Annotated in this window: 28 protein-coding genes; 26 read left to right on the top strand and 2 right to left on the bottom strand. The window is 33.5% G+C overall.

Translation table 11 applies throughout. The annotated features are described in order from the left end of the window. The first annotated feature begins 15 nt into the window (after positions 1–15). From rplF to CD150_RS05405, 20 genes are all read left to right on the top strand, one after another. The gene (gene rplF, locus CD150_RS05310) at positions 16–552 is read left to right on the top strand and encodes a 50S ribosomal protein L6 (protein WP_019468653.1); all 537 of its coding nucleotides are present in this window, start codon (positions 16–18) and stop codon (positions 550–552) included. A 31-nt stretch (positions 553–583) separates the two neighbouring features. Next, positions 584–946, top strand: coding sequence for a 50S ribosomal protein L18 (rplR, locus tag CD150_RS05315; RefSeq protein WP_046208420.1), 363 nt, complete (start codon positions 584–586; stop codon positions 944–946). Between the two features lie 20 nt (positions 947–966). Next, positions 967–1,464 (top strand): 30S ribosomal protein S5, encoded by a 498-nt coding sequence (rpsE, locus tag CD150_RS05320; RefSeq protein ID WP_019468655.1) that lies wholly within the window; start codon positions 967–969, stop codon positions 1,462–1,464. A gap of 16 nt (positions 1,465–1,480) precedes the next feature. After that, a complete protein-coding gene (gene rpmD, locus CD150_RS05325) occupies positions 1,481–1,660 on the top strand; it encodes a 50S ribosomal protein L30 (protein WP_002482630.1) in 180 nt (59 codons plus the stop codon). Positions 1,661–1,676: 16 nt separating this feature from the next. Further along, entirely contained in the window at positions 1,677–2,117 is a 441-nt protein-coding gene (gene rplO / locus CD150_RS05330; RefSeq protein WP_046208824.1) for a 50S ribosomal protein L15, read from the top strand. Further along, positions 2,117–3,409, top strand: coding sequence for a preprotein translocase subunit SecY (gene secY / locus CD150_RS05335; protein WP_046208418.1), 1,293 nt, complete (start codon positions 2,117–2,119; stop codon positions 3,407–3,409). The genes rplO and secY overlap by 1 nt, the downstream gene beginning before the upstream one ends. A gap of 17 nt (positions 3,410–3,426) precedes the next feature. Continuing rightward, positions 3,427–4,077 (top strand): adenylate kinase, encoded by a 651-nt coding sequence (locus CD150_RS05340; RefSeq protein WP_019468658.1) that lies wholly within the window; start codon positions 3,427–3,429, stop codon positions 4,075–4,077. A gap of 173 nt (positions 4,078–4,250) precedes the next feature. Then, positions 4,251–4,469, top strand: a complete 219-nt coding sequence (infA, locus tag CD150_RS05345; RefSeq protein WP_001118443.1) for a translation initiation factor IF-1 — start codon at positions 4,251–4,253, stop codon at positions 4,467–4,469. 31 nt (positions 4,470–4,500) lie between these two features. Continuing rightward, the gene (gene rpmJ / locus CD150_RS05350; protein WP_002482634.1) at positions 4,501–4,614 is read left to right on the top strand and encodes a 50S ribosomal protein L36; all 114 of its coding nucleotides are present in this window, start codon (positions 4,501–4,503) and stop codon (positions 4,612–4,614) included. A gap of 21 nt (positions 4,615–4,635) precedes the next feature. Further along, on the top strand, positions 4,636–5,001 hold the full coding sequence (rpsM, locus tag CD150_RS05355) for a 30S ribosomal protein S13 (RefSeq protein ID WP_046208417.1): 366 nt from the start codon (positions 4,636–4,638) through the stop codon (positions 4,999–5,001). Positions 5,002–5,024: 23 nt separating this feature from the next. Then, entirely contained in the window at positions 5,025–5,414 is a 390-nt protein-coding gene (gene rpsK / locus CD150_RS05360; RefSeq protein ID WP_019468660.1) for a 30S ribosomal protein S11, read from the top strand. 76 nt (positions 5,415–5,490) lie between these two features. Continuing rightward, positions 5,491–6,435, top strand: a complete 945-nt coding sequence (locus tag CD150_RS05365) for a DNA-directed RNA polymerase subunit alpha (protein WP_019468661.1) — start codon at positions 5,491–5,493, stop codon at positions 6,433–6,435. Positions 6,436–6,453: 18 nt separating this feature from the next. Further along, a complete protein-coding gene (gene rplQ, locus CD150_RS05370; RefSeq protein ID WP_046208416.1) occupies positions 6,454–6,822 on the top strand; it encodes a 50S ribosomal protein L17 in 369 nt (122 codons plus the stop codon). Positions 6,823–7,621: 799 nt separating this feature from the next. After that, positions 7,622–8,434 carry an energy-coupling factor transporter ATPase gene (locus CD150_RS05375; RefSeq protein ID WP_073343787.1) on the top strand — a complete coding sequence of 271 codons (813 nt, stop codon included), beginning with the start codon at positions 7,622–7,624 and terminating at the stop codon, positions 8,432–8,434. Continuing rightward, positions 8,431–9,294 (top strand): energy-coupling factor transporter ATPase, encoded by an 864-nt coding sequence (locus CD150_RS05380; protein WP_046208414.1) that lies wholly within the window; start codon positions 8,431–8,433, stop codon positions 9,292–9,294. The genes CD150_RS05375 and CD150_RS05380 overlap by 4 nt, the downstream gene beginning before the upstream one ends. Continuing rightward, entirely contained in the window at positions 9,284–10,090 is an 807-nt protein-coding gene (locus CD150_RS05385; RefSeq protein ID WP_073343781.1) for an energy-coupling factor transporter transmembrane component T family protein, read from the top strand. Before CD150_RS05380 ends, CD150_RS05385 begins: the two co-directional genes overlap by 11 nt. 3 nt (positions 10,091–10,093) lie before the next feature. Beyond that, positions 10,094–10,900 (top strand): tRNA pseudouridine(38-40) synthase TruA, encoded by an 807-nt coding sequence (truA, locus tag CD150_RS05390; protein WP_103161410.1) that lies wholly within the window; start codon positions 10,094–10,096, stop codon positions 10,898–10,900. A 202-nt stretch (positions 10,901–11,102) separates the two neighbouring features. Continuing rightward, entirely contained in the window at positions 11,103–11,540 is a 438-nt protein-coding gene (gene rplM / locus CD150_RS05395) for a 50S ribosomal protein L13 (RefSeq protein ID WP_046208411.1), read from the top strand. 19 nt (positions 11,541–11,559) lie between these two features. Further along, complete coding sequence (gene rpsI / locus CD150_RS05400; protein WP_019468668.1) at positions 11,560–11,952, top strand: 30S ribosomal protein S9; 393 nt, start codon at positions 11,560–11,562, stop codon at positions 11,950–11,952. 245 nt (positions 11,953–12,197) lie between these two features. Beyond that, positions 12,198–13,070, top strand: coding sequence for an alpha/beta hydrolase (locus CD150_RS05405; RefSeq protein ID WP_073343771.1), 873 nt, complete (start codon positions 12,198–12,200; stop codon positions 13,068–13,070). A gap of 79 nt (positions 13,071–13,149) precedes the next feature. On the opposite strand, the gene CD150_RS05410 is transcribed toward CD150_RS05405, so the two are convergent. Further along, a complete protein-coding gene (locus tag CD150_RS05410) occupies positions 13,150–14,145 on the bottom strand; it encodes an LLM class flavin-dependent oxidoreductase (RefSeq protein ID WP_103161412.1) in 996 nt (331 codons plus the stop codon). Positions 14,146–14,289: 144 nt separating this feature from the next. Here CD150_RS05410 and CD150_RS05415 point away from each other — a divergent pair, with 144 nt between their 5' ends. The 6 genes from CD150_RS05415 to CD150_RS05440 all read left to right on the top strand — a co-directional run bounded on the left by CD150_RS05415 (position 14,290) and on the right by CD150_RS05440 (position 19,729). Then, positions 14,290–15,297: an NADP-dependent oxidoreductase gene (locus CD150_RS05415; protein WP_073343765.1), complete on the top strand. Its 1,008-nt coding sequence runs from the start codon at positions 14,290–14,292 to the stop codon at positions 15,295–15,297. 17 nt (positions 15,298–15,314) lie between these two features. Next, positions 15,315–16,322 carry a zinc-binding alcohol dehydrogenase family protein gene (locus tag CD150_RS05420; protein ID WP_103161413.1) on the top strand — a complete coding sequence of 336 codons (1,008 nt, stop codon included), beginning with the start codon at positions 15,315–15,317 and terminating at the stop codon, positions 16,320–16,322. Positions 16,323–16,666: 344 nt separating this feature from the next. After that, positions 16,667–18,232 carry a BCCT family transporter gene (locus CD150_RS05425; RefSeq protein WP_046208405.1) on the top strand — a complete coding sequence of 522 codons (1,566 nt, stop codon included), beginning with the start codon at positions 16,667–16,669 and terminating at the stop codon, positions 18,230–18,232. A 143-nt stretch (positions 18,233–18,375) separates the two neighbouring features. After that, a complete protein-coding gene (gene amaP, locus CD150_RS05430; RefSeq protein ID WP_073343754.1) occupies positions 18,376–18,912 on the top strand; it encodes an alkaline shock response membrane anchor protein AmaP in 537 nt (178 codons plus the stop codon). Positions 18,913–18,924: 12 nt separating this feature from the next. Continuing rightward, positions 18,925–19,164: a DUF2273 domain-containing protein gene (locus CD150_RS05435; protein ID WP_019468675.1), complete on the top strand. Its 240-nt coding sequence runs from the start codon at positions 18,925–18,927 to the stop codon at positions 19,162–19,164. 58 nt (positions 19,165–19,222) lie between these two features. Beyond that, entirely contained in the window at positions 19,223–19,729 is a 507-nt protein-coding gene (locus CD150_RS05440) for an Asp23/Gls24 family envelope stress response protein (protein WP_046208404.1), read from the top strand. A 57-nt stretch (positions 19,730–19,786) separates the two neighbouring features. Here the strand turns inward: CD150_RS05440 and CD150_RS05445 are convergent, their stop codons facing one another. Beyond that, on the bottom strand, positions 19,787–21,736 hold the full coding sequence (locus CD150_RS05445; RefSeq protein WP_073343751.1) for an IucA/IucC family protein: 1,950 nt from the start codon (positions 21,734–21,736) through the stop codon (positions 19,787–19,789). Positions 21,737–21,822 lie beyond the last annotated feature (86 nt).

The following is a 21,822-nucleotide window of genomic DNA, read 5'->3' on the forward strand; positions in this document are numbered from 1 at the left end:
AGGAGGTGCGATAACATGAGTCGTGTTGGTAAAAAAATTATTGACATCCCTAGCGACGTTACAGTAACTATCGAAGGAAATACAGTTTCTGTTAAAGGTCCAAAAGGCGAATTATCACAAACAATGAATGAAAGAATGACATATAAGCAAGATGAAAACACATTAGAAGTTGTTAGACCAACTGATTCTCAAAATGATAGAACAGTTCATGGTACAACTCGTGCTTTGATTAATAATATGATTCTAGGTGTTAAAGATGGCTATAAAAAAACACTTGAGCTTGTAGGTGTTGGTTACCGTGCTCAAATGCAAGGTAATGACCTAGTATTAAACGTTGGATACTCACATCCAGTTGAATTTAAAGCTGAAGATGGAATCACTTTCGGTGTTGATAAAAACACTACAGTAACTGTAGAAGGTATTTCAAAAGAACAAGTTGGAGCGATTGCATCAAACATCCGTTCAGTAAGACCTCCAGAACCTTACAAAGGTAAAGGAATCCGTTACCAAGGTGAATACGTTCGCCGTAAAGAAGGTAAAACTGGTAAATAATAAATAACTTTCAGAAGAAAGGAGTAATAAAATGATCAGCAAAATTGATAAAAACAAAGTGCGTTTGAAAAGACATGCACGTGTCCGTAACAAATTGTCTGGCACTGCTGAAAAACCACGTCTAAATGTTTATCGTTCAAACAAACACATTTATGCACAAGTTATCGATGATGTTAATGGCAAAACATTAGCACAAGCTTCAACACAAGAAAAAGATCTAGCTAATGAAACTGGATCTAAAGTTGATTTATCAGCTAAAGTCGGCGAAACAATTGCTAAAAGAGCAAATGAAAAAGGCGTAAAAACAATTGTATTTGACCGCGGAGGATATTTATATCACGGACGTGTTAAAGCATTAGCAGAAGCAGCTCGTGAAAATGGTTTAGAATTTTAATTTAAAGGAGGGACATTTACATGGCTCGTAGAGAAGAAGCGAAAGAATTTGAAGAACGCGTTGTTACAATTAATCGTGTTGCAAAAGTTGTAAAAGGTGGTCGTAGTTTCCGTTTCAGCGCTTTAGTAGTAGTTGGAGATAAAAACGGTCGCGTTGGATTCGGTACTGGTAAAGCACAAGAGGTACCTGAAGCAATCAAAAAAGCAGTTGAAGCAGCTAAGAAAAACTTAGTTGAAGTTCCACGTGTCGAAGGTACAACTCCTCACATGATTACTGGACAATTCAGTTCAGGTAGTGTATTAATGAAACCAGCTGCACCTGGTACTGGTGTTATTGCGGGTGGTCCTGTTCGTGCGGTGTTAGAACTAGCAGGTATCACTGATATCTTAAGTAAATCTTTAGGTTCAAACACACCAATCAACATGGTGCGTGCAACAATTAATGGATTACAAAACCTTAAAAATGCTGAACAAGTTGCGAAATTACGTGGCAAGTCAGTAGAAGAATTATATAATTAAGGAGGGAAAATAAGTTATGGCTAAATTACAAATTACCCTCACTCGTAGTGTTATAGGTCGTCCAGAAACACAACGTAAAACTGTTGAAGCTTTAGGTTTGAAAAAAACAAACTCTTCAGTAGTTGTTGAAGATAACCCTGCTATTCGTGGGCAAATCAACAAAGTAAGTCACTTAGTGACAGTAGAAGAAAAATAATTAAGGAGGTGCCGAAATGAAATTACATGAGTTAAAACCAGCAGAAGGTTCTCGTAAAGTTCGTAACCGCGTAGGTCGTGGTGCAGCTACTGGTAACGGTAAAACTAGTGGCCGTGGACAAAAAGGACAAAAAGCGCGTTCAGGTGGTAGTATCAGACCAGGATTTGAAGGTGGACAATTACCTTTATTCCGCCGTTTACCAAAACGAGGTTTTACTAACATTAACCGCAAAGAATATGCTATTGTTAACTTAGACCAACTTAATAAATTTGAGGATGGTACTGAAGTAACTCCTGCTTTATTAGTAGAATCTGGTGTAGTTAAAAGTGAAAAATCTGGTATTAAAGTACTAGGCAATGGTTCACTTGACAAGAAGTTAACAGTGAAAGCTAACAAATTCTCTGCTTCTGCAGCAGAAGCTATTGATGCTAAAGGCGGAGCACACGAGGTGATCTAATGTTTCAAACGCTTGTGAGCTTCTTTACTACAAAAGAAGTTCGTAACAAGATCTTTTTTACGCTCGCAATGTTAGTTATTTTTAAAATAGGTACTTATATTCCAGCACCTGGCGTAAATCCAGCTGCTTTTGACAGTCAACAAGGTTCTCAAGGTGTCACTGACTTACTGAATACGTTTGGTGGCGGAGCCTTGCAGAACTTTTCTATCTTTGCCATGGGTATAATGCCATATATTACTGCATCAATTGTGATGCAGTTATTACAAATGGATATTGTTCCAAAGTTTTCAGAGTGGGCAAAACAAGGTGATGCAGGTAGAAAGAAACTTAATAACGTAACCCGTTATTTTGCGATTGTACTTGCTTTTATCCAATCAATAGGAATGGCGTTCCAATTTAATAATTATTTACAAGGTCAACTTATTATGGATCAGTCCGTAATAAGCTACCTGACAATAGCTGTTGTATTAACAGCTGGAACAGCGTTTTTAATTTGGATAGGTGAACAAATCACTCAATTCGGTGTTGGTAATGGTATTTCCATCATTATCTTTGGAGGTATTTTATCTTCATTACCTTCATCATTAATCCAGTTTTACCAACAGTCCTTTGTAGGACAAGATGACACAACTTTAGCATGGTTAAAAGTTATTGGGTTAATTGTTGGAATGATATTGCTAACAGTTGGTGCAATATTCGTACTACAAGCTATTAGAAAAATACCAATTCAATATGCGAAAAAACAGTCTGCACAACGATTAGGTTCACAAGCAACATATTTACCTTTGAAAGTTAACTCTGCAGGGGTTATCCCAGTCATCTTTGCAATGGCGTTCTTCTTATTACCAAGAACATTAACTTTGTTCTTCCCTGATGCAAGTTGGGCGCAAAAAGTATCTGACGTTGCAAATCCATCGAATAATATAGGGATGATTGTTTATGTAATCCTTATTATTGCATTTGCATATTTCTATGCATTTGTACAAGTCAATCCTGAAAAGATGTCTGATAACCTTAAAAAACAAGGAAGTTATGTTCCGGGTATTAGACCTGGCGAACAAACAAAAAAATATATTACTAAAGTTCTCTACAGATTGACCTTTGTAGGATCAATATTCTTAGCTGTCGTTGCTATACTACCAATCATTGCTACTAAGGTGATGGACTTACCACAATCGATTCAAGTCGGTGGTACAAGTCTACTTATCGTAATTGGTGTTGCGATTGAAACAATGAAGAGTCTTGAAGCTCAAGTGAGTCAAAAAGATTATAGAGGCTTTGGTGGTAGATAAATTGTAGGAGGGCACTTATGAATATCATTTTAATGGGTTTACCTGGCGCAGGTAAAGGAACTCAAGCGAGTGAAATTGTTAAGAAATTCCCAATTCCACACATATCTACTGGAGACATGTTCAGAAAAGCGATTAAAGATGAAACGGATTTAGGCAAAGAAGCTAAATCATACATGGATCGTGGAGAATTAGTCCCTGATGAAGTTACTGTGGGCATCGTAAAAGAAAGAATTTCTGAAGACGATGCAAAAAAAGGATTCTTACTTGACGGCTTTCCTCGTACTATTGAACAAGCAAAAGCATTAAGTGAAATCATGCAAGAATTAGATAGAAAAATTGATGCTGTTATCAATATAGAGGTACCTGAAGAAGAATTAATGAACCGCCTTACTGGTCGTAGAATTTGCGAAAAATGCGGGCACACTTATCATCTTGTATTCAATCCTCCAAAAGTTGATGGCATTTGTGATATTGACGGTGGTAAATTATACCAACGTGAAGATGACAACCCAGAGACAGTTGCAAATCGTTTAAATGTCAATGTGAAACAATCTAAGCCAATCCTAGAATACTATGATAATGAAAATGTATTGAAAAACATTGATGGTTCAAAAGATATTAACGAGGTTACTTCAAACGTAATCGATATTCTTGAGAATCTAAAATAGTATCAACTTTGTACGGTCTATGTAATGCCAAGAGTATAAACGAAAAAGAGTGACAATGCGATATAGTAATTCATTTTAATTTTGTTGAACTTATTAACAACACTTATAGACTCGTAGGGTTAGAGTTGATCTTAGACGATAACCAACTATTGTAAAAAGGGGGAAGTTAATAAATGGCTAAGCAAGATGTTATTGAATTAGAAGGTACAGTATTAGATACTTTACCAAATGCAATGTTTAAAGTAGAATTAGAAAATGGTCATGAGATTTTAGCTCACGTTAGTGGTAAAATCAGAATGAATTATATTCGAATTCTACCTGGCGACAAAGTAACTGTAGAAATGTCTCCGTATGATTTAACACGCGGAAGAATTACGTATCGTTATAAATAATCGTCACTCCATAATATAGGGAGGTATTAAAATGAAAGTAAGACCATCAGTAAAACCAATTTGCGAAAAATGTAAAGTCATTAAACGTAAAGGTAAAGTAATGGTAATTTGTAGCAATCCAAAACACAAACAAAGACAAGGTTAATAAAGAGAGGTGTAAATAATTATGGCACGTATAGCAGGAGTAGATATTCCACGTGAAAAACGTATTGTTATTTCGTTAACTTATGTATATGGTATCGGTACTACTACAGCTCAAAAAATTGTTGAAGAAGCAAATGTATCTGCAGATACACGCGTTAAAGACTTAACTGATGACGAATTAGGTCGTATCCGTGAAGTTATCGACAATTATAAAGTAGAAGGTGACTTACGTCGTGAGCAAAACTTAAACATTAAACGTTTAATGGAAATCTCATCATACCGTGGTATCCGTCACCGTCGTGGATTACCAGTACGCGGACAAAAAACAAAAAACAATGCTCGTACTCGTAAAGGCCCAGTTAAAACTGTAGCTAACAAGAAAAAATAATAGGTAAAGGAGGCAAATTTTAAATGGCACGTAAACAAGTATCTCGTAAACGTAGAGTGAAAAAGAATATTGAGAATGGTGTAGCACATATCCGCTCAACATTCAATAATACAATCGTAACTATTACTGATGAATTTGGTAATGCTTTATCATGGTCATCAGCAGGTGCACTTGGATTTAAAGGATCAAAAAAATCAACACCATTCGCAGCACAAATGGCATCAGAAACTGCAGCTAAAGCAGCTATGGAACATGGTTTGAAAACTGTTGAAGTTACAGTTAAAGGTCCTGGCCCAGGTCGTGAATCAGCGATCCGTGCATTACAATCAGCTGGATTAGATGTAACTGCAATCCGTGACGTTACTCCAGTACCACATAATGGTTGTCGTCCACCAAAACGTCGTCGCGTATAATATTATCGTTATTGTCGCAAGTCACTGAGAAACACAGTACAATTCAAGTCGACGTAATCAAGGAGGATATTTGTAAATGATTGAAATCGAAAAACCTAGAATTGAAACAATTGAAATTAGTGAAGATGCTAAATTCGGTAAGTTCGTTGTTGAACCACTAGAACGTGGCTACGGTACTACACTAGGAAACTCCTTACGTCGTATCCTACTATCTTCATTACCAGGTGCAGCCGTTAAGTACATCGAAATCGAAGGTGTATTACATGAATTCTCAGCAATAGATAATGTTGTAGAAGATGTTTCAACAATTATCATGAACATCAAAAAACTAGCATTGAAAATTTATTCTGAAGAAGATAAAACATTAGAGATTGATGTAAAAGATGAAGGCGAAGTTACTGCAAGTGACATCACACATGATAGTGATGTAGAGATTTTAAATCCTGAGATTAAGATCGCAACAGTATCTAAAGGTGGACATTTAAAAATCCGTCTTGTTGCTAATAAGGGTAGAGGTTACGCATTAGCAGAACAAAATAACACTAGTGATTTACCAATTGGTGTAATTCCAGTGGATTCACTATATTCACCAGTAGAACGTGTTAACTATACTGTAGAAAACACACGTGTAGGTCAAAGTAGTGATTTTGATAAATTAACTTTAGATGTTTGGACTAATGGTTCTATTACGCCACAAGAGTCTGTTTCTCTAGCGGCAAAAATCTTAACTGAACATTTGAACATCTTCGTTGGATTAACTGATGAAGCTCAAAATGCTGAAATCATGATTGAAAAAGAAGAAGATCAAAAAGAAAAAGTACTTGAAATGTCTATTGAAGAATTAGACCTATCTGTACGTTCATATAACTGTTTGAAACGCGCAGGTATTAATTCTGTTCAAGAATTAGCTGATAAATCTGAAGCAGATATGATGAAAGTGCGCAATTTAGGACGTAAATCATTAGAAGAAGTTAAATATAAACTTGAAGATCTAGGTTTAGGTCTTAGAAAAGAAGATTAATATAAAGGAGGTTAACTCATGGGTTACAGAAAATTAGGACGTACATCTGATCAACGTAAAGCGATGTTACGTGACTTAGCTACTTCACTTATTGTAAGTGAGCGTGTTGAAACTACAGAAGCACGTGCAAAAGAATTACGTAGTGTTGTTGAAAAATTAATCACTTTAGGTAAAAAAGGAGATTTAGCATCTCGTCGTCAAGCTGCTAAAACTTTACGTAATGTTGAAATCTTAAATGAAGATGAAACAACACAAACTGCACTTCAAAAATTATTTGGTGAAATTGCTGAACGTTATACAGAACGTCAAGGCGGTTACACTCGTATCCTTAAAGTAGGCCCTCGTCGTGGTGACGGTGCTGAATCAGTAATTATAGAATTAGTTTAATTTAAATACACATACTACTATGTATAAAGCAAATGAGTGCAACGATAATGTTTGCCACATACAAATATTGTCTAGCTCAGAGTACCCCATCAAACTTAATAAATTTTAAAGCGTGAACTCAAATATGATGGGGTGCGCGCTTTTTTTTGTTAGCCCCCCTTAATTCGAAGAATTTAGGGGGGCTTATGCAATTGCAAAGCAATAGCGAACCGCTAAGCCTTAATTCGAAGAATTTAGGGGGGCTTATGCAATTGCAAAGCAATAGCGAACCGCTAAGCCTTAATTCGAAGAAGATAAGGAATGCCTTTACGGAGTAAATGCATAAGTAGATCTAGCTAAGCAAAGCTTAGAGAACTGCTTTAGGCTTATGCAATTGCAAAGCAATAGCGAACCGCTAAGCCTTAATTCGAAGAAGATAAGGAATGCCTTCACGGAGTGAATGCATAAGTAGTTCTAGCTAAGCAAAGCTTAGAGAACTGCTTTAGACTTATGCAATTGCAAAGCAATAGCGAACCACTGAGCCTTAATTCGAAGAAGATAAGGAATGCCTTCACGGAGTGGAGACATGAGCAGTTCTAGCTAATCAGCGATTTGTTTATAAATTCATATAAGTTTATTGTTAGGTATCAGTAATTGTTAATAGTGAAATATAATCTTTAGATGTTTAATGGTATCTTTTTGAAGACTCAATAAATGAGATTTTAAAGAAAAATTAGTGAAGAAGAAGTGCTTATTTATTATTTTTCATGTAAAATGATTAAGTATATGATTAATATTTTTGATTTAGGAGATAACTGACATGGTAACGCAAGCAGAAGAAATAATTAAATTTGATCACGTATCTTTTAAATATAATAGCGATGAACCACTTGCGTTAAATGATGTATCATTTAGCATACCAAGAGGTAAATGGACCTCTATAGTAGGCCACAATGGTTCAGGTAAATCAACGATAGCAAAACTGATGATAGGCATTCAAAAACCTTTTGAAGGCCAAATTTATTTGAACGGTATAAGCATCAATGATGATAACTTAAATGAGTTAAGACAACATATAGGAATTGTATTTCAAAATCCAGAAAATCAATTTGTAGGGTCTACTGTAGAATTTGATGTAGCTTTTGGTTTAGAAAATAATGCGATAGCTTACGAAAAGATGCACGAAATTGTACCCAAAGCATTAGCGGATGTAGATATGTTGGATAGAGCCACATATGAGCCGCAATCACTTTCAGGTGGTCAAAAACAGCGTGTCGCAATCGCAGGTGTCTTAGCATTAAATACGGATATCATTATATTAGATGAAGCGACATCTATGTTAGATCCAGAAGGCAGAACAGAATTAATTTCATTAATTCACCGTTTAAAAGAAGAAAAAGATGTGACAATCATTTCCATCACTCATGATTTATCAGAAGCTATAGATGCGGACCATTTAGTTGTTTTAAACCAAGGTTCCTTATATCAAGCGGGTTTGCCTCAAGTTATTTTTAATCAAGGAGCGGCACTGACACAAATTGGTTTAGATTTACCGTTTGCAATGAGAATGAGCCAACAACTCTTAGGTGTTACTGACTATATTTCTTACGAAAGGTTGGTAAGCAAATTATGACTGTTAAATTTGATCAAGTATCTTATGTTTATCAAAAAGGAACACCTTATGAGCATCTTGCATTGAAAGACATTGTAACCACTTTTGAACAAGGAAAGTATTATGCAGTAATTGGTCAAACAGGCTCAGGCAAGTCTACATTAATTCAGCATATTAATGGACTACTCAAACCTTCACATGGCTCTTTAGAGGTCAATGATGTCCAAATTACACATAAAACTAAAGATAAGTATTTAAAACAAGTACGAAAACGTGTAGGGGTAGTATTCCAGTTTCCAGAATCACAACTGTTTGAAGACTCAGTAGAACGAGAAATATTATTTGGACCTAAAAATTTTAATATGCCACTTGAAGAAGTAAAAGTACGGGCATTTCAATTATTAATCGAATTCGGTTTTAATAGAGATATACTTGAACAATCGCCTTTCCAAATGTCGGGAGGACAAATGAGAAAAATAGCAATTACTTCTATCTTAGCTATGGATCCAGATATTGTCATATTAGATGAACCCACTGCGGGTCTTGATCCTAAAAGTAGAAATCAAATCATGGAAATGTTAAAGAAACTTCAAGTTGAACAACATAAAACAATCATATTAGTCACGCATGAAATGAATGACGTTGCAAAATATGTTGATGAAGTAAAAATTATTAAGCAGGGCAAATTAGTTGAAAGCTGTTCTCCAAGAAAATTGTTTAATGCAAATGACTATGTTAAAGACATGCACTTGGATGTTCCAGACATCGTTAAATTACAGAGAGACATTGAAGCAAAACATCAAATTAAATTTGACCGTATTGCATTAACCGAATCAGAATTCACTGAGATGTATAAGGAGTGGCAAAAAAATGAGAGATAAGTTTATTATAGGACGTTATCTTCCATTAGACACTTTTGTACATCGTCGTGATCCACGTGCAAAATTAATTTTTGTCTTTTTATTTATTATATTAATATTTTTTGCACATTCATTTTTTACTTATTTATGGTTATTTATAATCATTGTAACCATGATGAAAACTGCTCATATAAAAGCTTGGTTTTTAATTAAGGGGTTAACCCCAATATGGATTTTTCTGATTTTCACCTTTTTAATGCATTTATTTTTAACTAAAGGTGGTATACGGATATTTGAATTCGGTTTTATTTCAATTGATACACATGGTATTTTAGAAGGTATTTATATTGTCTTGAGGTTAATGTTTATCATTATGGTGTCTACAATTATGACTTTAACGACAAGTCCTTTAGATCTTACTGATGCATTTGAAAGGTTATTATACCCATTAAAGTTGATAAAAATACCTGTACATTTACTGAGTATGATGATGTCAATTGCTTTACGTTTTATTCCAACTTTAATGAATGAACTGGATAAAATTATCTTAGCACAAAAATCAAGAGGTTCTGAAATCAGTTCAGGGGGATTAATCAATAGAGTGAGTGCGTTTATACCTTTGTTAATTCCTTTATTTATCTCAGCTTTCCAAAGAGCTGAAGATTTAGCAATTGCAATGGAAGTACGTGGTTATGATACAAACAAACAGCGAACGAGTTATCGTCAATTAAACTGGCAAAAGTCTGATAGCTTGTTATTGATATCAATAATACCAATAGTAATAATATTATTTGTGTTAAAGTATATGGGAGTGTAAAGGATGGTTCGTGTTTTAGTAAATATTTCGTATCAAGGTAGTCAATTCTTAGGTTTTCAAATTCAAAATAATGGTAGAACGGTACAACAGCAATTTGAAAAAATACTTAAGCGCATGCACAAGCGACATGTTAGAATTCATCCTAGTAGCCGAACTGATCGTGGTGTGCATGCAATAGAGCAATATTTTCATTTTGATTCAGAGCTTAACATTTTACCAGATCAATGGCAGTATGCAATGAATCGGGCATTACCTGATGATATTTTTGTGAAACATGTTTCATTTGTAGATGCGTCATTCCACTGTAGATATGATTGTGTGGGTAAAACTTACCGCTATAAAGTTTATCAATCACCTAATAAAAATCCATTTGAATGTGGTTTGAAAGCACACGTACCTGAAAGTTTAGACTTTGAAAAGATGTCTCAGGCTGCCAGTTTATTTATGGGTACACATGACTTTACTGGTTTTTGTTCTCAAAAAACAGAAGTTGAAAGTAAAGTACGTACTCTATATGAAAGTAGAATCGAAAAAACAGAATATGGTTTTGATTATGTAGTTACTGGTTCAGGGTTTTTATATAATATGGTACGTGTGTTAGTTGCATTTTTAATTGGTGTGGGTAAAGAGAAATTTCCGCCTGAGTCAGTTCCACAATTATTAAAAGCGAAAGATCGCAATAAAGTTCCGTTTACTGCACCAGCAGAAGGATTATATTTGGAACATATATACTTGTCTCCCGAAGCACTCATAAGTGATTTTGGTGAAGACATAAAAATATATCAAAAAAAATCCACACAAAATAGGTAAATTACATTGACAAAACACCATAAAAATTATACGATAACTAACGGTATTGTTTTATATCACCCCACGATAAGCCCCGGAATCTTATTGTGTAACAAGATATAGAAGCACGTAGAAATTATAAATTAACAAAATAAATGCATTTAAGTTTAAATATCATTTCAATTAGACAAGAAACATTTATTTATTCTAGGAGGACAATTATATGCGTCAAACATTTATGGCTAATGAAGCAAACATTGAGCGCAAATGGTATGTTATTGATGCTGAAGGTCAAACACTTGGTCGTTTATCATCAGAAGTAGCTGCTATTCTACGCGGTAAAAATAAAGTAACTTATACACCACACGTTGATTCAGGTGATTATGTAATTATCATCAACGCTGCTAAAATTCAATTCACTGGTAATAAAGAACAAGACAAAATGTATTACCGTCACAGTAACCACCCAGGCGGAATCAAATCAATCTCTGCTGGTGAGTTAAAAGCTAAAAACCCAGAACGTTTACTTGAAAACTCAATTAAAGGTATGTTACCAAGCACACGTCTAGGTGAAAAACAAGGCAAAAAATTATTTGTATATGGTGGCGCTGAACATCCACACGCTGCACAACAACCAGAAAACTACGAGTTACGTGGTTAATTAAAAGGAGGAAATTACATTGGCACAAGTTGAATATAAAGGCACAGGCCGTCGTAAAAACTCAGTAGCACGTGTACGTTTAGTACCTGGCGAAGGTAACATTACTGTTAATCACACTGATGTACGTAGCTACTTACCATTCGAATCATTAATCTTAGACTTAAACCAACCATTTGATGTTACAGAAACTAAAGGTAACTATGATGTATTAGTTAACGTTCACGGTGGTGGTTTCACTGGACAAGCACAAGCTATCCGTCACGGTATCGCACGTGCTTTATTAGAAGCAGATCCTGAATATAGAGGTTCATTAAAACGCGCTGGATTACTTACACGTGACCCACGTATGAAAGAACGTAAAAAACCAGGTCTTAAAAAAGCTCGTCGTTCACCACAATTCTCAAAACGTTAATATATCAAATACTGTGGCGAATACGATTCACCTACAGATTTGTACATTAATTGCTTAAGTAATTGTTGTTTATATAGCAACAATATTTCTAACTTCCCATATTTGTATGGGAAGTTTTTTTTGATTTATAAAATATTAAAAAAACAAACTTTGCTACTTTTAAAATTCAAAGCATTTGGTTTACTTTAGTAAGTTCAGTTAGTATGAAGTATAATAAAGTAAAAATGGTATTAGAGGTTATACATATGGCATTCAATAAATTAAAACATCTCTTGAAGCAATTGGTTTTCGTGTTAATATTTATTTTTTTAGCTAGTATTATCGTTTTGACTTTGAATCAACTGTTTAACAAAACCCACATTAAAAACATGTCTAACGAGACATCGATTCCTACATTTTTTTTGCACGGTTTTGCCGGTACAGCTAATTCAGAAAAATACATGGTTAATTCAGCAATTCAAAATAATATTACAAATGACGTTGTTGAGGCCAAAGTTTCATCAAATGGAAAGGTGACATTTAATAAAAATATAGTTAACAATATGAAACGTCCGATTATAAAAATCATTTTTGAAGATAATGAAGAAAAAGATTTAGAAAAAGATGCGCAATGGATTAAAAATGTTATGATTGCTTTTAATGCAAAATATCATTTTAAAAAATTCAATTTTGTAGCTCATTCTATGGGAAATCAATCATTTAGTTATTATATGTTAAAGTATGGTGATGATAGTGCCTTACCTAAGTTAAATAAGCAAGTGAGTTTAGCTGGAAACTTTAACGGGGAAGTGGATATCAATGGTTTGGACTTAAATATATATTTAGATAAAAATGGCAAACCTAACAGGATGTTAAAAGAATATCGAAATTTATTATCTATGCAAGCGCACTATCCTAGAAATGCTGAAGTGCTTAATATTTATGGAGATTTAAAAGACGGAACCCATTCTGATGGTAGAGTTACAAATGTATCTTCAGAATCGTTAAGGTATCTCTTGTCAAATCACGTTAAAACTTATAAAACATACAAAGTATATGGACCAAAAGCAGAACATAGTGAGCTCCATGATAATAAAAAAGTTACAGATCAAATGAATGCATTTCTTTGGGGCTTATAAATGAAAAAGATAACTCTATGATTTTAGAATTATCTTTTGTACAGTTTTGAATCCATGTTATTTACTCATTCTAAAAGGCTTAAAATGTATTATTTTCAGCTGCTAATAATTGTAGTAAGTTTTTGCGATTTGCTTCACCATATACATGTGGCTGTATCATCATTTCATCTGCATTATATTGATTTGCGATAGCTTTAAGTTGAGTGGAAACTTCATTTGGCAAACCAATGATAACACGTGCTTTATTTTGATGCATTTTTTCTATTTCTCTAGTGGATGGCTGTCTTTGTTGCGCAAATGTAATTGATGGATAATGACTAGGTTGTTTTAAATAATTAATGCGTAATAGCCATAGATGAAAAGCTTGTTCTAACTCTTTGATTTTTTGAATGTCATTTGCTGTGATGACAAAAGTTGAAATTATAACATAAGGTGTTCGGTTTGGATGAAGTTCTGAAAATAGCTTGCGATAAACAGCGATAGATTGTTTAACTTTATTTTTATTTTTCCCCATTAAAGCGGTGACAAAAGGTAAGCCGTGTTGTGCAGCGAGTTCAGCGCTATTTTGACTTGTGCCTAATAAATGCATATTAGGTTGCGTTGGGATTAAAGGCGTGGCGTATAATCCAGGAAATCTTTGCTTTTGAATGTCATCATTAAAATAGTTTGTTAGATCCAAAATTTGTGTTTCAAAATCAATGTTAGCTGTTTTGTTTTCATTTAACGCTTGATTTACATTTTTAAAACTGAAAGAGCGGCCAATGCCTAAATCTACTCTACGAGGGTGACGTCCTTCTAATATTTTAAAGACTTCTGCTATTTTATAAGCACTATAGTGGGGAAGCATAACGCCACCACTGCCAATGCGTATTGAAGTCGTATTTTCTAACAAAGCCATCATAATCATTTCTGGAGCACTAGAAGCAACTGACAATACTTTGTGATGTTCAGCAACCCAAAATCGGTAAAAACCTAATGATTCAGCAAGTTGAGCTAATTCAACAGAATGATTTATCGCTTGAGTGGTGTCACTACCTTCAAATATTGGGACATAGTCTAGTATACTTAATCGCATGTTTACATTCTCCTTCATTACAATCATTTAAGTGCTCTATTCTGTTTATCATAACATGTGGACAAAATATCAAATAAGCGATTTGATTGATTGCATCACCTCATCACTATAAAATAGAAGAAAAGATGAAATGGAGGCAAAATAATGAAAACAGAAAGCATTGTATTAGCAAAACGTCCAGAAGGTATACCTTCGGATGATGTATTTAGATACGAAACTGTTGAAATAGATGAGCCTAGTAAAGATGAGATTCAAATTGAAGCGATATATATTTCGGTAGATCCATATATGCGTGGCAGAATGGATGATAGTAAATCTTATATTCAACCATTTCAATTGGATAAACCATTGGCAGGACATATTGTTGGAAAAGTAATACAATCCAATGCTGATGGTTTTGAACAAGGCGATTATGTTGTAGGTATGCTACCTTGGCAAAAACACACAAATGTATCAGCACAAAGTGTTACGAAAATTACCCAGCGAGACATTCCACTATACTTATATCTTAGCGTACTAGGTATGACTGGCCAAACAGCATATCACGGATTGCTAAAAATTGGACAACCAAAAGAAGGGGAAACAGTTGTTGTATCTGCAGCTTCAGGAGCTGTGGGTTCAGTAGTAGGTCAAATTGCTAAACTCAAAGGTGCTCGTGTAGTTGGTATTGCAGGTGGAACAAGTAAAACAGAATATTTAACTGATCAATTAGGATTTGATGCTAGCGTAGATTATAAAGCTGATAACTTCTCAGAAAAATTAGCTCAAGCGGTGCCTGATGGTGTAGATGTTTATTTTGAAAATGTTGGTGGACACATTGCAGATGAAGTTATGAAACACTTAAATCAATTTGCTAGAATTCCAGTATGTGGAGCGATTTCTGGTTATAATGATAAGGGTATCGAGCATGGTCCACGGATTCAACCAATTTTAATAAAATCACAAGCACTTATGAAAGGGTTTGTTGTGGCTAATTATGCAGACGACTTTAAACAAGCTAGTCAGCAACTTGCACAGTGGGTAAATGAAGACAAAATAAAAACAAAAACTTCAATCGTAGAAGGATTTGAAAACGTGCCTAATGCATTTAGAAATTTATTTACTGGAGACAATTTTGGTAAACAAGTGGTCCAAGTATCAGATAATTTATAGCTAAAGGAGATGCACATATGAAAGCAATTGGTGCAGACAAACCGTTTACATTAGATGAGGGTAATCAATTTTATGAAATGGATATAAAGACGCCAAAACCTCAGCAGCGTGAGTTATTAGTACGTTTAACAGCTATTAGCGTTAATCCAGTAGATACGAAAATTAGACAATCGTCTATAAATGAGTCGCCAAGAATTCTAGGTTATGATGCTGTAGGCATTGTAGAAGATTTAGGTGAAGATGTTAAACAATTTAAAATTGGAGATGAAGTTTATTACTCAGGCTCACCATCATATCAAGGCTCAAATCAGACCTATCAACTTGTTGATGAACGTTTAGTAGCATTAAAGCCAAGTAATATTAGTGATACAGCAGCGGCAAGTTTACCATTAACTGGTTTAACAGCATCAGAGACACTTTTTGATGTTTTTAATATTTCTAAGAATCCTGAAGAAAATAAAGGTAAATCCTTATTAATAATTAATGGGGCAGGTGGCGTAGGCAGTATCGCGACACAGATAGCAAAATATTACGGATTACATGTCATCACCACTGCATCACGTGATGAAACGTATAATTGGTCAAAATCATTAGGTGCGGACATCGTGTTGAATCATAAAAATAATTTGACAGATGAATTTAAAAAATATGAAATTAGTGAAGTAGATTATATTTTTTGTACTTTTGATACGGACTTATATTATGAAAAAATGATTGAACTTGTAAAACCACGTGGTAAAATTGCGACAATTGTTGCTTTCAATCATAAGCAAGATTTGAATTTACTAAAGCCTAAAAGCATCACCTTTACTCATGAATATATGTATTCAAGACCTTTGAATCAAACAGAAGATATGGCTATTCACGGTACGTATCTAAAAGACATCACTGATAAAGTAGAATCTGGTGATTATCAACCAACAGCAAATGAAGTGTTAAAAGGATTAACAGCAGATAATATTTTTGAGGCGCATAGAAAAATGGAAAATCATAGAATGATCGGTAAATTGGTTATTTCAATTTAACAAAAGTGAAAAGTATTCTTAACGAAAACACTGTTAGTTATATATAAATTATTGTTAAATCATATGTGATATGCCAAAGCGATTTGATTAAATTAAGAGCTTTCAAGGAGCAAATACAGTCAAGTTATTATATTTGATTGTTATTTTGCTCCTTTATTTTTTCAACATAACAGTCTATCATATGTTCGGTATCATCATTTTCACTTTTGAATATATGTGTGTCTTAAAATAAAAGTTATATATAAATTAAAATGTTAAATGCAATTAAATTCATAAATTACGCATATTAGCACGATGTAAGGGTATATGTGACACATAAAGTAAAGGGAGAGTGTCATGTTAATATGCGATTTAGAAAATTAACAGTGGTTTTTTGGGTAGCGTTAACGATTTGTACGCTATTTGTTATATATGGAGCAATTGCGCCTAAACAATTAGAATCGGTTACACAAGCAATTACTAATTTTATTGCAGTAAATTTTGGATGGTATTATTTACTATTAGTATTAGCCATTTTAGTTGTATCTATTTATTTATTATTTTCTAGATATTCAACAATAACTTTAGGGCAAGAGGGAGAAGACCCAGAATTTTCACTTAAATCATGGTTTGCAATGTTATTTAGTGCAGGTATGGGGATAGGCTTAGTATTTTGGACAACAGCTGAACCCATCAGTCACGCATTTACTTTAACACCGATACATAAAGCAGGAACACAAACTGCTATAAATGAAGCGATGCAGTTTTCATTTTTTCACTGGGGTATACATGCGTGGGCAGTGTACGGAATTGTTGGACTCGTGTTTGCGTACTTTAATTTTCATAAAGGATATCCTGGATTAGTTAGTGCTACATTAAGACCCATTTTGGGTGAAAAAATGATGCGAGGCCCAATAGGTGGCGCAATCGATGTGCTTGCAATTATTGCCACAGTAACTGGTGTTGCTGCGACATTAGGTTTTGGTGCATTACAAATTAATGAAGGGTTGAATTTCTTATTTAAAATACCTTCTAATTTTGGTACACAAGTTGTGATTATCGTTATAGCTACAGTGTTATTTACCTGGTCTGCTTGGTCCGGTATTGATAAAGGCATTAAAAACTTAAGTAATATTAATATGTTTTTAGCTTTTGTAGTTTTGATTGCATTATTTTGTGTCGGTCCTACGTTAAACATTTTAAATATGTTTACGAATTCATTGGGTGATTATATTGCTAATTTCTTTAATATGAGTTTACGTATTCCACAAGCAGGTGGAGAGAAATTCCAATGGTTACAACAGTGGACAATCTTCTACTGGGCATGGTGGGTTTCTTGGGCGCCATTTGTTGGTATATTCATTGCTCGGGTTTCTCGAGGTAGAACAATTAAAGAATTTATTTTAGGTGTACTTTTTGTACCAGCACTTGTTTGTTTTTTATTCTTTGCAGTATTCGGGGCATCTGCAATTTATTTACAGCAAAATGGTATTGCCAACATTGCTAAAGAGGCAACTGAAACTGCAACATTTGCAACGCTTGAGCATTTCCCATTAGGATTTTTACTCAGTATTATCACGCTCATTGTAATTATGATTTTCTTTGTTACTTCAGCAGACTCAGCAACTTACGTGCTTGGTATGTTGAGCTCTAAAGGTAGTATAAACCCATCCGGTATAGTAAAAGTAAGCTGGGGGATTATTTTAGCTTTATTTGCGATGATTATGATTTATACAGGTGGTACACAATCAATACAAAATTTATTAATCATTGCAGCTTTGCCTTTTTCAATCGTCATTATCTTTATGATTTGGTCACTATTCAAATCATTATCAATTGAAAAACCGCGTCCTAGCAATAAATTACTTGTTTCTGATGAAAAGTATTTACAATATCGAAAATCAAATCAAGATCATGAAAAAAATACCTAATTACAAATGCATCATGACAGTGATTAAAATTATTTTACCAAATACATTATAATTTCAATTTAAAATGTTTTTACGTTTATTTAACGGGGTATAAAGATGTATGACATGTACATATAATTTGACTATAGGAGGTGTCATACGAGGTGAAGCGAATTAAAAATTTTATACTAGGTCTATTAATCGTAGTCATCGTTGGTTTTTTACTATTTATGTATATCAAAGATTCTAGAATTAGTGAGTACCAGGACTACTTCAAGCAATTTAATTGGTTTGAACCAACGTTAATTGGCTTATCAGCTTTGTTGATTTTAATAGGTCTAATACTTGTATTTAGCTTGTTTAAACCTACGTATAGAAAACCTGGACTTTATAAAGACTATGAAGATGGACATATTTATGTTTCGAGAAAAGCAGTTGAAAAATCTGCATACGATACACTTGTAAAATATGACCAAATTCGTCAACCAAATGTTATAGCGAAACTATATAACAAGAAAAAGAAATCACATATTGCTTTAAAAGCAGATTTCTTTGTTCCAGGTGATGTTCAAGTTGGTTCATTAACAGAAGAAATAAGAAATGACATTAAACAAAATGTTGAGCATTTCACAGAATTACCAGTTTCAAAATTAGAGGTTAACGTTAGAGATCAAAAAGCCTCAGGCAAACGTGTGTTGTAAGGGAGGGTTATCATGGCTAACAATAATAACCAACAAAGACAAGATTCTACACAAGAAGTTGTTGATTTTTTCAAAACATTTAAATGGAGAATAATTGGATTTTTAGCATTTCTAATTATCGCTATATTATTTTTAACGTTAGGTTTCTGGAGTACAATATTAATTATTGTTTTATGTTTAATTGGTATTGGTATTGGGTATACTAAAGATCGTAAGCAAGATTTTTTAAATTTCTTAAATCGATGGAGTTAATTAATTTAAATAGTACATTATTAATTTTAAAATCTTATATAACAAAGGAGAATTAATTATGGCAGTAGATAACAATAAAGCAAAACAAGCATATGATAACCAAACTGGAGTAAACGAAAAAGAGCAAGAAAAACAACAACAGCAGCAACAACAGCAACAAGAACCAGAATTCACGAACAAGTTAACGTTCTCAGACGAAGTTATTGAAAAAATTGCTGGTATTGCCGCACGCGAAGTAAATGGTATTTTAGAAATGAAAGGCGGCTTCGTTGATAACATTTCTAGTTCATTCGGAAGCAGCAACAATGTAACACAAGGTGTTAGCGTTGAAGTAGGCGAAAAACAAGCTGCAGTTGATTTAAAAGTTATTTTAGAATATGGTGAATCTGCACCTAAAATTTTCCGCAAAGTAACAGATTTAGTTAAAGAACAAGTAAAATATATTACTGGTCTTGAAGTTGTAGAAGTGAATATGCGTGTTGAAGACGTGATGACTAGAAAAGAATGGTCACAAAAAAATGAAAAAAGCCAAAATTCAAGCAACGAAAATAAAGGCTTACAATAACGCTTAATTTAAAAACTACCGGTAAAGGTAATCCTTTACCGGTAGTTTTATATATATTTATTTCTGATGTAAAGGATTGTCAACTTTAATATAGGTATAGTAATCCGCTTCATCAGTCAAACGCATGGTTGTAACACATTTATAATCTATTTTGGGTGCCAATAGGATTGATTTTATATTTTTCACGCGTTGTTGGTCATCTATATCATTTGCAATATCATTTAATTTAGCAATTAAAATATCTCGAATCAATTGCCAAAGTTGTTTTTCAAAATTAGAATTTTCACTTGATTTTGTAATACTGACAATTAATTCACCGAGATGATTTTGAATACTTGAATAAAAGACTTTATTAAATACTGTTTGAGGTTGATCAGATAAAATTAAAGATTTTTCATGAAAACTTGCAGTACTATAACCCATCTTATTCAAGCGTATGCGATCGATACGTAACCCCTCAAAATCACGTATATAAAGCCTATCTAATCGTCCATCTTCACTAAATGTAGCGATTGAATTTTGTAAATGTGCTTCAAGGGCGATACCGTATTTCACATATAGAGGAATCGTGATATCTATTAAGGCTTGACCGTATTGATTTATCCAAGATAAAGCAGCGATTTCAAAGGTCGGAAACTTATTTTTTTCTTTATATTTGTTAATTAACGAAACAATTAATGGTTCATTATTATATATAGTTGAACTAACTAACGCTGAAGGAATGATAGGTGTAGTTTCATTTTTAATTAAATGATAAATATTGGTTCTAAATAATGTACCTAGTTGTTCACTTCTTTTAGTTCTGGTAGAGACTTTGTCCAATGAATTATAAAAATGAATACCAGCAAGTTCATCAATTGTATCAGCGTTTATATGCTTAAATAATGAATCTTTTTGTTTTATATCATTAAGGATATGTGTTACTTGTGGACCATTTATTGTAGTTTGCTCAGATAATGTTCTAATCTCACCAGTAATATGAACATTGGTTGATAACTTGATATGAGGTGACTTTTTAGGATATTTGGGCATTAAAGTTCTAAATGATAATCCTGCGTAATAAGATTGTTGATAATCAATTGGTATCAATCGATTTGTTTTTAATTCTTCTTTATATTCTTGTAATAAGATATGGTCGTATTGCCATGGATGGACGACCATGACGTAATATTGATTAATTTGATCGCGACCAACATAATCCATGACAGTTGCTTCTAATCCTTCAAATGATTTAAAAAGTAAATCATTTTCTTCTCCAGTATAGGTCTGCACTTTAGCGATTGATTTATGTATTAAAACAAATTGTAAGGAAATGGCGTTACTAAATTCAGCCGAATAATTAATTACAGTTTCTGGTGACATTCCTTTACGTAATTTAGCACCCGGATGAATAGGGTGTCCTTCTATAACAAATTGTTCAGAACTCAAATAACTGTCTTCTGCATTCATGATTAATTCATATAAGCTTTTTTTATTGTTTTCTAATGTATATGCTTGATAACTTAATGCAATGGCCATATTTGTGACACTGTTGTTCAAATCTTCATAAAATTGTGTACTAGCATCATTATCTAGCTCTGGTGATATCGTTAAAATAATATTTAATATTTCATTTGGATGTTGGACTCTATTGTAATTTCCGTTGTCTTCAATATAAAATGGTCCTTGAACGTCTAGTCGATCAAATGCATGATTTCCTGTAATCGTTGCATATAGCGTCTTATTAACTTTCGGGAACGCAATGGATAACAATTTGCTGTTTGCTGGTAAGTGCACAATGTTCAAATCTTGGTTAGAAATAATCTTACTGTAACTCCGACTGTCTATTAAATTTTCTCTATGTAATGAAGAAATTAATCTTTGAGATATTTTATCTCGACTTTCTAAAAGCATATTTAAAAACAATTGTGCCCATTGTTCATTGATTGATAATAAATAATCAAATGCATGTTGTTCATCATTGTTCATTTTATTTAATAAATTGTTGTTAATACTTTTTGAATTCATAAAGCACCTCTAAATATTATTTTACAAAAGTATAGGATATTTGTATAATCCATAATATCGATAATGATAATTATTATCAATTAAAA

It is taken from the genome of Staphylococcus ureilyticus (assembly GCF_002902235.1).
Taxonomy (GTDB): Bacteria; Bacillota; Bacilli; order Staphylococcales; family Staphylococcaceae; genus Staphylococcus; species Staphylococcus ureilyticus.

Coding starts and splice junctions, on each gene's coding strand:
- rplF (WP_019468653.1), top strand. CDS start 16: ATGAGTCGTGTTGGTAAAAAAATTATTGACATCCCTAGCGACGTTACA.
- rplR (WP_046208420.1), top strand. CDS start 584: ATGATCAGCAAAATTGATAAAAACAAAGTGCGTTTGAAAAGACATGCA.
- rpsE (WP_019468655.1), top strand. CDS start 967: ATGGCTCGTAGAGAAGAAGCGAAAGAATTTGAAGAACGCGTTGTTACA.
- rpmD (WP_002482630.1), top strand. CDS start 1,481: ATGGCTAAATTACAAATTACCCTCACTCGTAGTGTTATAGGTCGTCCA.
- rplO (WP_046208824.1), top strand. CDS start 1,677: ATGAAATTACATGAGTTAAAACCAGCAGAAGGTTCTCGTAAAGTTCGT.
- secY (WP_046208418.1), top strand. CDS start 2,117: ATGTTTCAAACGCTTGTGAGCTTCTTTACTACAAAAGAAGTTCGTAAC.
- CD150_RS05340 (WP_019468658.1), top strand. CDS start 3,427: ATGAATATCATTTTAATGGGTTTACCTGGCGCAGGTAAAGGAACTCAA.
- infA (WP_001118443.1), top strand. CDS start 4,251: ATGGCTAAGCAAGATGTTATTGAATTAGAAGGTACAGTATTAGATACT.
- rpmJ (WP_002482634.1), top strand. CDS start 4,501: ATGAAAGTAAGACCATCAGTAAAACCAATTTGCGAAAAATGTAAAGTC.
- rpsM (WP_046208417.1), top strand. CDS start 4,636: ATGGCACGTATAGCAGGAGTAGATATTCCACGTGAAAAACGTATTGTT.
- rpsK (WP_019468660.1), top strand. CDS start 5,025: ATGGCACGTAAACAAGTATCTCGTAAACGTAGAGTGAAAAAGAATATT.
- CD150_RS05365 (WP_019468661.1), top strand. CDS start 5,491: ATGATTGAAATCGAAAAACCTAGAATTGAAACAATTGAAATTAGTGAA.
- rplQ (WP_046208416.1), top strand. CDS start 6,454: ATGGGTTACAGAAAATTAGGACGTACATCTGATCAACGTAAAGCGATG.
- CD150_RS05375 (WP_073343787.1), top strand. CDS start 7,622: ATGGTAACGCAAGCAGAAGAAATAATTAAATTTGATCACGTATCTTTT.
- CD150_RS05380 (WP_046208414.1), top strand. CDS start 8,431: ATGACTGTTAAATTTGATCAAGTATCTTATGTTTATCAAAAAGGAACA.
- CD150_RS05385 (WP_073343781.1), top strand. CDS start 9,284: ATGAGAGATAAGTTTATTATAGGACGTTATCTTCCATTAGACACTTTT.
- truA (WP_103161410.1), top strand. CDS start 10,094: ATGGTTCGTGTTTTAGTAAATATTTCGTATCAAGGTAGTCAATTCTTA.
- rplM (WP_046208411.1), top strand. CDS start 11,103: ATGCGTCAAACATTTATGGCTAATGAAGCAAACATTGAGCGCAAATGG.
- CD150_RS05405 (WP_073343771.1), top strand. CDS start 12,198: ATGGCATTCAATAAATTAAAACATCTCTTGAAGCAATTGGTTTTCGTG.
- CD150_RS05410 (WP_103161412.1), bottom strand. CDS start 14,145: ATGCGATTAAGTATACTAGACTATGTCCCAATATTTGAAGGTAGTGAC.
- CD150_RS05415 (WP_073343765.1), top strand. CDS start 14,290: ATGAAAACAGAAAGCATTGTATTAGCAAAACGTCCAGAAGGTATACCT.
- CD150_RS05420 (WP_103161413.1), top strand. CDS start 15,315: ATGAAAGCAATTGGTGCAGACAAACCGTTTACATTAGATGAGGGTAAT.
- CD150_RS05425 (WP_046208405.1), top strand. CDS start 16,667: ATGCGATTTAGAAAATTAACAGTGGTTTTTTGGGTAGCGTTAACGATT.
- CD150_RS05435 (WP_019468675.1), top strand. CDS start 18,925: ATGGCTAACAATAATAACCAACAAAGACAAGATTCTACACAAGAAGTT.
- CD150_RS05440 (WP_046208404.1), top strand. CDS start 19,223: ATGGCAGTAGATAACAATAAAGCAAAACAAGCATATGATAACCAAACT.
- CD150_RS05445 (WP_073343751.1), bottom strand. CDS start 21,736: ATGAATTCAAAAAGTATTAACAACAATTTATTAAATAAAATGAACAAT.